This window comes from Campylobacter sp. JMF_14 EL1, assembly GCF_027737585.1.
Classification (GTDB): Bacteria; Campylobacterota; Campylobacteria; order Campylobacterales; family Campylobacteraceae; genus Campylobacter_B.
The window spans coordinates 322542-334772 of sequence record NZ_JAOVTW010000001.1 but is presented as its reverse complement, the minus strand read 5'-3'; the positions used below and the strand labels follow the sequence as shown (position 1 = coordinate 334772).

Annotated in this window: 14 protein-coding genes; 10 read left to right on the top strand and 4 right to left on the bottom strand. The window is 41.4% G+C overall.

The genetic code is table 11. The annotated features are described in order from the left end of the window. The first annotated feature begins 14 nt into the window (after nucleotides 1-14). From OFN73_RS01665 to OFN73_RS01655, 3 genes are all read left to right on the top strand, one after another. Nucleotides 15-173 (top strand): hypothetical protein, encoded by a 159-nt coding sequence (locus tag OFN73_RS01665; RefSeq protein ID WP_270861951.1) that lies wholly within the window; start codon nucleotides 15-17, stop codon nucleotides 171-173. An 80-nt stretch (nucleotides 174-253) separates the two neighbouring features. Beyond that, nucleotides 254-997 carry a 3-oxoacyl-ACP reductase FabG gene (gene fabG / locus OFN73_RS01660; protein WP_270861950.1) on the top strand — a complete coding sequence of 248 codons (744 nt, stop codon included), beginning with the start codon at nucleotides 254-256 and terminating at the stop codon, nucleotides 995-997. Nucleotides 998-1124: 127 nt separating this feature from the next. Further along, nucleotides 1125-1739 (top strand): hypothetical protein, encoded by a 615-nt coding sequence (locus tag OFN73_RS01655; protein WP_270861949.1) that lies wholly within the window; start codon nucleotides 1125-1127, stop codon nucleotides 1737-1739. A 471-nt stretch (nucleotides 1740-2210) separates the two neighbouring features. Here OFN73_RS01655 and OFN73_RS01650 read toward each other — a convergent pair whose 3' ends face one another. Beyond that, nucleotides 2211-3191: a helix-turn-helix transcriptional regulator gene (locus OFN73_RS01650; RefSeq protein WP_270861948.1), complete on the bottom strand. Its 981-nt coding sequence runs from the start codon at nucleotides 3189-3191 to the stop codon at nucleotides 2211-2213. Nucleotides 3192-3308: 117 nt separating this feature from the next. On the opposite strand from OFN73_RS01650, the gene acpP reads away from it, so the two are divergent. The 4 genes from acpP to rho all read left to right on the top strand — a co-directional run bounded on the left by acpP (nucleotide 3309) and on the right by rho (nucleotide 7141). Further along, nucleotides 3309-3542: an acyl carrier protein gene (gene acpP / locus OFN73_RS01645; RefSeq protein WP_270859356.1), complete on the top strand. Its 234-nt coding sequence runs from the start codon at nucleotides 3309-3311 to the stop codon at nucleotides 3540-3542. Nucleotides 3543-3571: 29 nt separating this feature from the next. Continuing rightward, on the top strand, nucleotides 3572-4786 hold the full coding sequence (locus tag OFN73_RS01640; protein WP_270861947.1) for a beta-ketoacyl-ACP synthase II: 1215 nt from the start codon (nucleotides 3572-3574) through the stop codon (nucleotides 4784-4786). Further along, nucleotides 4786-5721 carry an acetyl-CoA carboxylase carboxyl transferase subunit alpha gene (gene accA, locus OFN73_RS01635; RefSeq protein ID WP_270861946.1) on the top strand — a complete coding sequence of 312 codons (936 nt, stop codon included), beginning with the start codon at nucleotides 4786-4788 and terminating at the stop codon, nucleotides 5719-5721. The genes OFN73_RS01640 and accA overlap by 1 nt, the downstream gene beginning before the upstream one ends. 64 nt (nucleotides 5722-5785) lie before the next feature. Next, nucleotides 5786-7141, top strand: a complete 1356-nt coding sequence (gene rho, locus OFN73_RS01630) for a transcription termination factor Rho (protein WP_270859359.1) — start codon at nucleotides 5786-5788, stop codon at nucleotides 7139-7141. 56 nt (nucleotides 7142-7197) lie between these two features. Here the strand turns inward: rho and OFN73_RS01625 are convergent, their stop codons facing one another. The 3 genes from OFN73_RS01625 to OFN73_RS01615 all read right to left on the bottom strand — a co-directional run bounded on the left by OFN73_RS01625 (nucleotide 7198) and on the right by OFN73_RS01615 (nucleotide 9448). Beyond that, nucleotides 7198-7806 (bottom strand): hypothetical protein, encoded by a 609-nt coding sequence (locus OFN73_RS01625; RefSeq protein WP_270861945.1) that lies wholly within the window; start codon nucleotides 7804-7806, stop codon nucleotides 7198-7200. Nucleotides 7807-8003: 197 nt separating this feature from the next. Further along, nucleotides 8004-8867: a signal recognition particle-docking protein FtsY gene (gene ftsY, locus OFN73_RS01620; protein ID WP_270861944.1), complete on the bottom strand. Its 864-nt coding sequence runs from the start codon at nucleotides 8865-8867 to the stop codon at nucleotides 8004-8006. Then, nucleotides 8867-9448, bottom strand: a complete 582-nt coding sequence (locus OFN73_RS01615; RefSeq protein WP_270861943.1) for a TlpA family protein disulfide reductase — start codon at nucleotides 9446-9448, stop codon at nucleotides 8867-8869. The genes ftsY and OFN73_RS01615 overlap by 1 nt, the downstream gene beginning before the upstream one ends. An 81-nt stretch (nucleotides 9449-9529) precedes the next feature. On the opposite strand from OFN73_RS01615, the gene OFN73_RS01610 reads away from it, so the two are divergent. Genes OFN73_RS01610 through OFN73_RS01600 form a run of 3 tightly spaced genes read left to right on the top strand, consistent with a single transcriptional unit; the run spans nucleotide 9530 to nucleotide 12225 of the window. Beyond that, nucleotides 9530-10147 (top strand): 5-formyltetrahydrofolate cyclo-ligase, encoded by a 618-nt coding sequence (locus OFN73_RS01610; protein WP_270861942.1) that lies wholly within the window; start codon nucleotides 9530-9532, stop codon nucleotides 10145-10147. Further along, complete coding sequence (gene rny / locus OFN73_RS01605) at nucleotides 10080-11633, top strand: ribonuclease Y (protein WP_270859364.1); 1554 nt, start codon at nucleotides 10080-10082, stop codon at nucleotides 11631-11633. Before OFN73_RS01610 ends, rny begins: the two co-directional genes overlap by 68 nt. A gap of 19 nt (nucleotides 11634-11652) precedes the next feature. Then, nucleotides 11653-12225, top strand: a complete 573-nt coding sequence (locus OFN73_RS01600; protein WP_270861941.1) for a lipid-binding SYLF domain-containing protein — start codon at nucleotides 11653-11655, stop codon at nucleotides 12223-12225. Nucleotides 12226-12231 lie beyond the last annotated feature (6 nt).

Sequence of the window (12231 nt, the reverse complement as noted above, 5' to 3'; positions counted from 1 at the left end):
GTAAAAGGGTAAAAATGCAAAATTTGATTGACAACTTCATATCTGGCTTGGAGGCGAAATTTTGGGATATTAATATCCCTTATGAAAACTGGGGGAATTTTTTAGGCTATGATATGAGCAATATATTTGCCGTAATTGTGATTTTTGCATTTTTATACATAATCTGGCGCTGAAATTTTTCAAATAAAGAGCGAAAATGTTTTATTTACGATAACCCGCTATAATGCGCAAATTTTTCAAAAAAGGATAAAAAATGAAATTTAGTGGAAAAAATGTCTTAATCACAGGCGCAAGTAGAGGAATCGGCGCAGATATCGCCAGAGTGCTAGCCAGCATGGGGCTTAAAGTGTGGATCAACTACCGCTCAAAGCCTGAGCTAGCTGACGCGCTTTTAGAAGAAATTCGAGTTGGTGGCGGCGAGGGCGCTGTGGTGAAATTTGACGCGACAAACGAGGCTGAATTTATCGAAGCGATAAATGCGATAATCGAGTGTGACGGCGAGCTAAGCTACCTCGTCAATAACGCAGGTATCACAAACGACAAACTAGCCCTTCGTATGAAGCTCGAAGACTTCACTCGCGTAATCGACGCAAATCTCACTTCGGCTTTCATCGGCTCACGCGAGGCGCTAAAAGTAATGAGCAAAAAACGCTTCGGCGCAGTCGTAAATATCGCCTCAATCGTCGGCGAAATGGGCAACGCAGGGCAGGTGAATTATAGCGCGAGCAAGGGCGGTATGATAGCGATGAGCAAGAGTTTCGCCAAAGAGGGTGCGAGTCGCGGAGTGCGCTTTAACTGCGTGACACCGGGCTTTATCGCTACTGATATGACAGACGCTCTAAGCGATGAGGTCAGAGCGAGCTATGAGGCAAATATCCCGCTCAAACGCTTCGGAAATGCTAGCGATGTGGCGCACGGCGTGGCGTTTTTGCTTAGCGATTATGCTAGCTATATCACCGGCGATGTGCTTAAAATCAACGGCGGACTTTATATGTAACCAAATTTTGCCGAATTTTCGGCAAAATTTTAAATTTTCTTCTTAAAATTCTAAATTTTTATTTTTTGACACAATATGACAAAAAATCCATGTAAAATTGCTTCAAATCAAAAACAAGGAGCAAAAAATGGAAATTTCAATCACAAGAGCGTTGGCCCAGATTAAGTTGATTGACAAAAAGTTGCAAGGCAGGGATTACAAATTAGCCAAAGTCGCAATAAATGGCGTTTTGGTAAATGCTAGCAACCAAACTCCGCAAGATTTCTTAAAATACGCCAATGGCGTGCTAGATAGCAGGGCGGATTTGCGCAAGAAAAAACGCGCGCTAAAAGGCGCAGTTGCCAAGGCAAATGTGCAAAACACCATTAAAATCGGCAAAGAAGAGCTATCTATCATCGAGGCTATCGAATACAAGGGCATTGTGAGCGCCTGGATCGATGAATTATCTATGATGATTGCTTATCTTGATGAGGCGGCGAAAATCAAGGAAAAAGAGGAAGCCAAAACCGAGGAAAAGGCACAAAAAACGCTAGAATCTATCTATGGCACAGCCAAAAACACCTTGCCAAAAGATACAATCGAACAAACTCTAAAAAGCTTCCGCGATGCCTATAAAATCGAGATTATCTCGCCACTTACTTTGGAAAAAGCGATTGCGCAAAAAGACGAGCTAGTCACGCTTTTAAGCGAGATTGATTTGAGCCTTTCGGAAATCAACGCCAAAACGATGATTGAAATCTAACCTCGCGCAGGTTTGCGAAATAGGGCGAAATTTGAGATTTGATACCGCCCTAGCGAGCATATCGAAAACGAGCGAAAAAGGAGACCAAGCAAGCGCCACTTGGCAAAAAACGGCGCACTAACAAACTATAAAGATCTGCTAAATCTTTTAGAGACTGAGTATCTCATCTGGCTCATAACCAGAATCAGGCTTGTTGCCTGAGCTCATTAAAGTGCAAAATTTATAGTTTAAAATGCAAAGATTAAATTTCAAATTTAGTTTTCGCAAAGTTAAAATTTTATGACGCGTGCTAATTTTGCGCGCCTTAAAGTTATTTAAAATCCTAGGTAAGGTTTTATAAGTTTTTTTCCTTGATCTTGCTTGTTTGGACTAGGCTGATATGCTCGCTAGGGCGGTAGTTTGAGGGCAGAAATGAAACAGAATTTCGCCTATTTGCGAGGGAATTTAGCCTGAATTTGCCCTGAAATTCGGCTAAAATTTCGCCTTTTGTGGCGGGAGTTTTCCGTGCGTGTTTGCGTAAAATTCCCTAGCTATGCCCTTTACGATACCTTTTAGTTTGCGCGGGGCTAGGACTTTTATGCGCGGAAGCCACTGCTTGATGATGTTTAAAATTTCGGCGAAATTTGTCACGCTAAATTCGACATTTATGCTCCCGTCGTCGTTTTCGCAAATGATTTCTTGGGTGGGGTAGAATTTTTTGAGCCTAAAATACTTGGCGTGCTCTTGCGGGATTTGCAAAATTACTTTGATTAAATTTGCCCTGAAATTCGGCGAATAGCTTGCCCACGGCGAGTTTATGAAATGCAAAAAATCTAGGTAATTTTGATCTCTCTTAAACTCTTTTCCGCTAAATTTGACCTCGCTCATCATCGCGATTCGAAAAATCACATGCGCGTGCTTGTGCGGGCGTTTTTGCAGTCCTGCGAGGTAGAAATTTTGCTCCATAAACATTATTTTATACGGCTGGATTGTAAAGTGCGAAATTTTGCCCGCGTTTGTGTATTTAAACGAAATTTCTTTTTTATAAGTTATCGCGCGCTCTAAAATTTTAAACACTTCCCGCCTAGCAAAAATTTCCTCGTAAGGCTTGTGTTTAAAGATATATGGGCTCTCATCTAGGTTTTTTAAAATTTTATCTTGCATGGATTTGCTTAAATTTTTCGAAATTTCTAGGCTGGATTTGTGAGAGAGTTTTATGATTTCTTTAAGCATAAAAAATTCGCTCGAATTTAGCATATTTTCAAAAATCGCTTTTTGCGAGCTTTGGTAATTTCCGCCCCCTAAATGCACGAAAATATCGCCAAAAATTTCTTTGATGACCTCCAAATCTCGCCTTAGCGTGCGCTCGCTGACGCTGTATTTATCCGCTAAATTCGCCAGATTTAGCACACTGCCTTTTTGCAAATCATATATGATTTCGATCACGCGTTTGACCGAGCTATCTTTACTCAAAATTTAACTCCAAATTTTATAATGTCAGGGCGCGTATTATAGTAAAAATGTTTAAATTTCGATACTTTAAGCAAACTTATTATAATATAACGAGTTATTTTTTTAAAGGAGTTCCAAATGGCAGCATTTGAAGATGTAAGAGATGTAGTTGTGGAGCAACTTAGCGTTGCACCTGATCAAGTAAAACCAGAAGCAAAAATTATCGAAGATTTGGGCGCTGATTCATTAGATGTAGTTGAGCTAGTAATGGCTTTGGAAGAGAAATTTGGCATCGAAATTCCAGATAGCGAATCAGAAAAATTAGTAACAATCGGCGATGTCGTAAGCTATGTAGAAAGCTTAAATAAATAATTTAAATTTTAAATTTTAAGGAATTGATCTTGAAAAGAGTCGTAGTAACCGGAATTGGCATGATTACAGCCCTTGGCCTTGATAAAAAAAGTAGTTTCGAAAACATTTGCAGCGGAAAAACCGGAGTAGGCAAGATTACACTTTTTGATGCGAGCGAATTTCCAGTTAGCATAGCAGCCGAAGTTAAGGATTTCGATCCTAGCGTGGTTGTCGAAGACGGCAAAGAGATCAAGAAAATGGATAGATTTATTCAACTAGGACTAAAAGCTGCCGCAGAGGCTATGAGTGATGCTAAATTTAGCGAATTTGACGCTGATGAGTTTGGTATCAGTTCAGCCGCTGGAATCGGTGGATTGCCGAATATTGAGATTAACTCAAATGTCTGTTTGCAGCGTGGTCCTAGGAGAATTTCTCCATTTTTTATTCCGTCTGCACTAGTAAATATGCTAGGCGGATTTATTTCTATTTATCACAATCTCAAAGGTCCAAATTTAGCCAGTGTTACAGCTTGTGCGGCATCTACTCACGCTATCATCGAGGCAGCGAAAACTATCCAAGTCGGTGAAGCGAAAAAAATGTTAGTCGTTGGCGCTGAGGCTGCGATTTGCCCTGTCGGTATCGGTGGATTTGCCGCTATGAAGGCACTTTCTACTAGAAATGACGATCCTGAGCATGCAAGCAGACCGTTTGACGGGGAGAGAAATGGCTTTGTTATGGGAGAGGGCGCGGCTGCGCTTGTTTTGGAGACATACGAGGACGCAGTTGCAAGAGGGGCTAAAATTTATGGCGAGCTTATCGGATATGGTTCTAGCGGTGATGCGTATCATATCACTTCGCCTACGCTTGATGGTCCGCTTCGCGCTATGAAAAAGGCCTATAAAATGGCTGGCGAACCAAAGGTTGATTATATCAACGCTCACGGCACATCTACTGCGGTAAATGACAGAAACGAAACAGCGGCTCTAAAAGAGCTATTTGGCGCAAATGTCCCAGCTGTAAGCTCTACAAAGGGTCAAATCGGGCATTGTCTTGGCGCAGCTGGTGCGATCGAGGCAGCGGTTGCCCTACTAGCTATGGAAAGTGGAATTATCCCTCCTACAATCAATCAAATTTCAAAAGATCCAGAGTGTGATTTGGACTATGTCCCAAATACTGCGCGCAAAGCACAGATTGATTGCGTTATGAGCAACAATTTCGGCTTTGGTGGCACAAACGGATCTGTAATCTTCAAAAGAGTGAAATAATGGCAAGTTATCTTGATTTTGAAAAATCTATTAAACAAATAGATGATGATATCGCCAACGCAAAAATTCGTGGCGATGAGGACGCGGTTGAGATTTTAAACAAAAATTTAGAAAAAGAGGTCGCTAAAATTTACAAAAATCTTAGCGAATACCAACGCTTGCAACTAGCCCGCCACCCAGATCGTCCTTATGCGATTGATTATATCAGAGCACTTTTAAAAGACGCTCACGAAATCCACGGCGATCGTGCGTATCGCGATGACGCGTCGATTGTGTGCTACCTAGGTATCATTGGCACACGCAAAATCGTCGTAATCGCAGAGCAAAAGGGTCGTGGCACAAAAAACAAATTAAAGCGAAATTTCGGTATGCCTCACCCAGAAGGTTATCGCAAGGCTCTAAGAGTGGCGAAATTAGCCGAAAAATTTAATCTGCCTATTTTATTTTTAATCGACACTCCGGGTGCATATCCTGGAATCGGCGCCGAAGAGCGCGGACAAAGCGAGGCAATCGCACGAAATTTATACGAACTTAGCAATCTACGCACTCCAACAATCGCCGTAGTTATCGGCGAGGGCGGAAGCGGTGGCGCACTAGCTATCGGTGTAGCTGATAAATTAGCAATGCTACAAAACTCAATCTTTTCAGTTATTTCGCCAGAGGGCTGTGCGGCGATTTTGTGGAACGATCCAGAAAAAAGCGAAGCAGCGACAAAAGCGTTAAAGATTACCGCTGAGGAGTTAAAAGAGCTTGATTTAATCGACGATGTCATCGAAGAGCCTAAAATGGGCGCTCACAGGGATAGAGACGCCACAGCAAAACTGCTAGGAAACTATGTTTTAGCCGAGCTTGACAAGCTAGCAAATCTCTCAATCGATGAGATTATCACTCGCAGACAACAAAAAATTCTAAAATTTGGTGCGTTTAAGGAATAAAATTTTATAATTACAGCTACCTTTTACCGCCAAATTTTAAATCTTCAAATTTCAAAGAGGAACAATGGAAAACACTAAGGAAAATTCAACCCAACAAACCCAAACCGCCCCACAAGCACCAAATCACACGAAAAAAGTTCATGCTAAAACTCATGTCCCAGTAGAGGGATATCAAATCGAAGAGCTTCGCGCTATGGATTTAGAAAATCTTGTCGCAATCGCCGATGAGCTAGGTGTGGAAAATTCTCGCGAATTTCGCCGCCAAGAGCTCGTGTTTGAGATACTTCGCATGCAGACAAAACAGGGCGGATTTATTTTATTTACCGGAATTTTAGAGGTTACACCTGAGGGGTACGGCTTTTTGCGAGGAATCGACTCAAACCTTAGCGACAGTGCAAATGACGCCTATGTCAGTCTAAGCCAAATTCGCAAATTTGCCCTTCGTGTGGGCGATATCGTCACAGGACAGGTCAGAGAACCAAAAGATCAAGAGAAATATTACGCGCTTTTAAAAATCGAAGCGATTAATTACAAATCAATCCAAGAAGCCAGAGAAAGACCGCTTTTTGACAACCTTACTCCGCTTTTTCCGACTGAAAAATTACAGCTCGAATACGATCCGATGAAGCTAACTGGTCGCGTGCTAGACCTTTTTACGCCGATTGGCAAGGGTCAAAGAGCGCTTATCACGGCTCCGCCTCGCACAGGTAAAACCGAGCTTATGAAGGAGCTGGCAAACGGAATTACGAGAAATCACCCAGAGGTCGAGCTTTTGGTGCTTTTGGTAGATGAAAGACCAGAAGAGGTTACCGATATGGAGCGCAGTGTGCGTGGTGAGGTGTTTAGCTCGACTTTCGATCAGCCTGCGTTTAACCATGTGCGCGTGGCTGAACTCGTGATCGAAAAGGCAAAACGCGCCGTCGAAATTGGCAAAGATGTGGTGATTTTGCTCGATAGCATTACTCGCCTTGCGCGCGCTTACAACACCGTAACCCCAGCTAGCGGTAAGGTGCTAAGCGGTGGTGTCGATGCCAACGCACTTCACAAACCAAAACGCTTTTTTGGAGCGGCGCGAAATATCGAAAACGGCGGATCGCTTACTATCGTGGCGACTGCGCTAATCGAGACGGGATCTCGTATGGACGATGTGATTTTCGAGGAATTTAAAGGCACTGGAAATAGCGAGATTATCCTAGATAGAAATATCAGCGATCGCCGAATTTACCCAGCGATTAATATCACAAAATCAGGCACGAGAAAAGAAGAGTTGCTTCAAGGTGCGCAAAATTTGCAGAAAATTTGGGCTATTCGCTCTGTGGTCTCTACTATGGACGATGTCGAGGCACTGAAATTTTTATACCCAAAAATCCTAAAAACCAAAAACAACGCAGAACTTTTATCTATTATGAACGAGCAGTAGAAATTTTGCTTTTGCTTCTATGCAAAAGCAAAATTTTTATTTTATCTTCTACAATTTTAATTTATTTCAAAAGTTTTTAGTTTTTTATAGAGTTCGGCATTATGTAGTTCTCTGCAAATGTCTTTATTTTCATTTATATTTTTTGTTTCTATAATGTATTTACTGCCACTTTCTTTCAAAACCATCTGAGCGCAAAATTCTATTTGCCCCTTTGATTTCAAGCCTACACTATATTCTATTGGTTTGCCTACTTCAAGTTTTTGTTTTAATGCTTCATCTTTAAAATGTCTAACCGTGGTCATAGATTGTAAATCCCTAAATTCTCCACGCAAAGAAAAATCATCTCTTATCTGTTTTAGTGCAGTTTCAAACTCTTGCGAGTAAGCAAGTCCAATTGGTGTTGTTTTTACTTCTTGTCTAGTCATCCCAATGCTAAGCATACCTAGTAGCATTGGTGAAGTAGCAAAGGCGATAATGATTAATATCCAAGAAATAATCGCAACTAATTTTGAAGCAACTCCTTTAATTGCCTTAATCGTAGCGATAATCGCACAAACAAGAGCAAGTGGAACAAATAAAATTCCTAAAATAGCAAATACGATAGCCAAAATTCCAGCCGTATTGCCACTACCTTGATTGATAACTATGATTTTTTCATTTGCCATAAAAACTCCTTAGAAAAAATAAAGAGTGATTATAGCCCCCGTTAAAATTTGCTGAATTTAAGCTTAATACATAAATTTTACGCGTAGTACTTGGAATTTGGAAAATTATATTAAATTTTTATGGACGAGAAAACTCGTCCATAAATTTTATTTCGCATTTTTTGCTTTATAAATTTGCAAATTTGAAGTGAAATTTCTTATTCAAAAAGTCCATCGACTAGGGTATCGACAAACTCATCTGGGTTAAATTTGATCAAATCGTCCATACTCTCGCCCACGCCGACATACAAAATCGGGATTTCTAGCTCACGCGCAATCCCAAAAAGCGCGCCACCTTTTGGCGTGCCGTCGAGTTTGGTGATGATAATGCCATCAAGCTTGGTGATTTCATTGAAAGCTTTGGCTTGGATTACGCTGTTGTTTCCTTGTGTCGCGTCAAGCACGATGATTTTGCGATGTGGCGCGCCCTCGCAGGCTCTGGCTGAGATACGCACGATTTTTTCTAGCTCGTTTGCTAGGTTTTTTTGGTTTTGAAGTCTGCCGGCTGTATCGATTAGCACGCGATCTAGCCCCTTAGCGACGGCTGAGCTAATGGTATCGTAAGCCACAGCCGCAGGGTCGTGGCCTTGCGCGGTAGCGATGATAGGGACATTTATGATTTGCGACCAGCGTTTAATCTGCTCGACTGCACCCGCTCTAAATGTATCGCACGCGCCCAAAATCACGCTATTTCCAGCTTTTTTGTATAAATTTGCCAGCTTTGCGACAGAGGTTGTCTTGCCTGCGCCATTTACGCCAAGGATTAGCTCGACATAAGGCTTAGCAGGGGTGAAATTTTCGTGTTCATACATAAAATATGTCTTCATTACACGCTTCAAATCGGCCTTTTCGACCATTTCATTAGGCGGGAGATAAAATATAATTTCCTCGATGATTTCATAATCCACATCGGCTTCTAAAAGCATTTCTTCAAGCACTTCTTTTGAAATTTTGCTTTTGCCGCGGGCCTCCTTCATAGCCTCGATCGTCTTGCTAAGACCTTTTTTAAAAAAATTAAACATTATAAAATTTTCTCCATTTCGAGTGTTAAAATTTCTTCGGGAATTAAGCCGAAATATTGAGCGCTAAACTCGCCTTTTTTGTCATAAACCACCAAATACGGGATTTCTGAAATGCCTCCAAGCGTGCCTGTGAAAAAGTCATTTGCCTCGCCATAGGCTATTTTAAATTTGGCTTTTACCTTTTTTTCATACTCTTTTAGCTCGTCTAATGAAATCTCATCAGCTATCAAAACAGCCACTACATCGAGCTTATCGCCGTATTTTTCCACGAGCGCATTAAGCGCGCTTGCTTGGATTGTGCAAGCATCACACCACGAAGCAAAAAAGGCAAAAAGCGTGGTTTTGCCGCCATTTTCTATGCTAAAACCATTTTTGTTTTTTTGCATATTTAAAATTTGATTATTTGTAAATGTGAGCGAAAACGGCGCAGTGTAATTGGTGCCAATAGTGCTTTCTGTGGGGATATTTTCGGCGCTTTGGGTAGTTTCTGGCTCGCTATTTGCGCTTTGCTCGTCCTTTTTCTCGCACCCAGTAAGGACGAAAAAACCCATAAGCAGAGCTAGTAAAATTTTAAATTTCATTTGTTGCCTTGTAAATTTTGATGTGGAATTATACTTAAACTTGCTAAAATAGCCGTTAAAATTTAATACAAAGTTAAAATCGTGGAAAAAAATGAATTTAGGAAAATTTGCAAATCTAGGCTTAAATTTCGTGCCAAAATTTCAGCCAAATGCATTTCGTATATCATTTCTAGGCGCATTGCGAATTTAATCCGCGCTCTTGGTGCGCGCAAAATTTTAATTTTTTTGCCACTAAAATACGAGCCCGAAATTTTGTTTTTGAAAAATTTAATGGGTAAAAAATGCGAATTTTATCTTCCACTTATAACGGATATTAATTTAAAAATGGTAAAATTGCGACTTCCTTTTGTCAAATCGCATTTTGGGTTGCGTGAAACACTGCCCCAAAACGGCTATTTTGGCAAGGTGGATCTAGCGGTTATTCCAGTGGTTGGAGTAGATGGAAGGCTCGCTAGAATAGGACATGGTAAAGGATATTATGATATGTTTTTTTCAGGTCTAAAACACAAACCTACCGTGGTTTTTGTGAGCTTAGAGGATTGTTTCACAAATGAAATTTTATCTTTGAGCCACGATGTGGTAGGTGATTTTTACATTACTCCGAGCAAAAATTACTTTAAAAGAGGAAAATATGATAGAGATCTTAATCGCCTTGTGCGCTCTTGCGGTGGGCGCTGGCATAGGGTATGGGGTAGCTAGAAAAATCAATAACGCAAACTACGATGTATTGATTGAACAAGCAAAAGCAAAGGCAAAAGCCATAGAATTCGAAGCCGAGGGCGTGCTTAGGGATTCTAAAATTTCAGTCCAAGAGGCTGAATTAGAGGCTAAAAAGAAATACGAGGAAAAGTCAAATCATCTCCAAAAAGATTACAACCAAAAATTCAACGAACTGAACAAAAAAGAACAAGCTCTTTTAACCGAACAAGAGGTGCTTAAAAACAGCAAAGCAGATGTAGAAAATGCGAGAAATGAAGCTAAATTTCTCTACGATGAGGGCGTAAATTTAAAGAAAAATTACGAGGAAAAACTAGCCGAATCACTGAAAGTTTTAGAACGAGTGGCTGGATTTACGCAAAGTGAGGCAAGAGATGAAATTTTGCGCAAGGTCGAGGAACAATCACGCATAGATATCGCTCATATAGTGCGCAAACACGAGGAAGAGGCGAAAAAAGAGGCTAGAAAAAAGGCAAATTATATCATCGCTCAGGCGACTTCGCGTTTTGCTGGTGAGTTTGCGGCTGAACGCCTAATAAATGTCGTAAATATCAAAAACGATGAGTTAAAAGGCCGAATTATCGGTAAAGAGGGTCGCAATATCAAAAGCTTAGAAATGACGCTGGGCGTAGATGTCATCATCGATGATACGCCAAATGCGATTATCGTTAGCTCGCACAATCTTTACCGCAGGGCTATCGCTGTGCGCGTAATCGAGCTTTTGATTGAAGATGGCAGAATTCAGCCAGCTAGAATCGAGGATATTTATAAAAGAGTTTGCGATGAGTTTGAATCAAGCATTTTAGAAGAGGGCGAAAATATCGTTATGGATCTAGGCATTGGCAAACTGCACCCAGAAATTTTAAAACTTATTGGAAAGTTAAAATTCCGTGCAAGCTATGGTCAAAACGCCCTTGCGCACTCGCTAGAAGTAGCGCATTTAGCAGGAATTATCGCAGCTGAGACAGGTGGCGATCCAAAACTAGCCAAAAGAGCCGGACTTTTGCATGATATAGGCAAGGCTCTTACACACGAATACGAGGGCTCGCATGTGGATTTGGGCGCAGAGGTTTGTCGCAGATATAAAGAGCACCCAGTCGTGATTAATGCGATTTTCGCTCACCACGGACACGAGGAAGCTACAAGTGTAGAAAGTGCCGCTGTGTGCGCAGCTGACGCACTAAGTGCGGCTAGACCTGGGGCAAGGCGCGAAGTATTGGAGAGCTTTCTAAAAAGGGTTAATGATATAGAGACAATCGCGCTTGGCAAAAACGGCGTAAAACAAGCTTATGCAATCAACGCTGGGCGTGAAATTCGCGTCATTGCTAATGCAAAATTAATCAACGATGATGAGGCTGTGCTAATCGCAAAAGAGATCGCCGAGGAAATCCAAGACAAGGTGCAATTCCCAGGCGAAATCAAGGTAAATGTCATACGCGAACTGCGCGCAGTCGAAATCGCTAAATAAATTTAACTAAGGATAAAAAATGAAAAAAATCATACTTTCACTTTTGCTTTTTGTGGGCGCACTTTTTGGAGAGGACGAGCTTTTGATAAATAGCGCGGGCGCGTATTCGTCTGTGATGAAAAGCAACTCTGCGTATAAATACCTAGCTAATGAGGCCGAGGCTGTGCTGATTTTCCCAAGTGTGAAAAAGTTAGGCTTTATCATAGGCGGAATGTATGGCGAGGGCGTCATCGTCTATAAGGGCGGTCAGGTAAGCGCTGTGGATATTTCAAACGCTAGTATCGGGCTACAAATAGGCTATGAGGATAATTATTTGGTAATTTTCGTGATGAGTGAGGCTATGATAAATAAAATGCGCAAATCCCAAATCACCCTCTCAGGCGACGCGACAGCCGTGGTTGGCAATTACAGCGCGGATTCTGGCAGACTTGATATGATAAATAAAGATATGTATGTTTTCACAAGCAAGGGTGGATTTTTCGCCGGAGTAAGCCTAGGTGGCTCTGTCATAGAGACAAAAAATAGCGTGGCTTTCGATACTTCCACACAAGAATACAGGCTTTTAATGCAGGTTTTAGGGCGAAATTTTTAGGCTAGA

Coding starts and splice junctions, on each gene's coding strand:
- rho (WP_270859359.1), top strand. CDS start 5,786: ATGGAAAACACTAAGGAAAATTCAACCCAACAAACCCAAACCGCCCCA.
- ftsY (WP_270861944.1), bottom strand. CDS start 8,867: ATGTTTAATTTTTTTAAAAAAGGTCTTAGCAAGACGATCGAGGCTATG.
- OFN73_RS01615 (WP_270861943.1), bottom strand. CDS start 9,448: ATGAAATTTAAAATTTTACTAGCTCTGCTTATGGGTTTTTTCGTCCTT.
- accA (WP_270861946.1), top strand. CDS start 4,786: ATGGCAAGTTATCTTGATTTTGAAAAATCTATTAAACAAATAGATGAT.
- OFN73_RS01600 (WP_270861941.1), top strand. CDS start 11,653: ATGAAAAAAATCATACTTTCACTTTTGCTTTTTGTGGGCGCACTTTTT.
- OFN73_RS01665 (WP_270861951.1), top strand. CDS start 15: ATGCAAAATTTGATTGACAACTTCATATCTGGCTTGGAGGCGAAATTT.
- acpP (WP_270859356.1), top strand. CDS start 3,309: ATGGCAGCATTTGAAGATGTAAGAGATGTAGTTGTGGAGCAACTTAGC.
- fabG (WP_270861950.1), top strand. CDS start 254: ATGAAATTTAGTGGAAAAAATGTCTTAATCACAGGCGCAAGTAGAGGA.
- OFN73_RS01655 (WP_270861949.1), top strand. CDS start 1,125: ATGGAAATTTCAATCACAAGAGCGTTGGCCCAGATTAAGTTGATTGAC.
- OFN73_RS01625 (WP_270861945.1), bottom strand. CDS start 7,806: ATGGCAAATGAAAAAATCATAGTTATCAATCAAGGTAGTGGCAATACG.
- rny (WP_270859364.1), top strand. CDS start 10,080: ATGATAGAGATCTTAATCGCCTTGTGCGCTCTTGCGGTGGGCGCTGGC.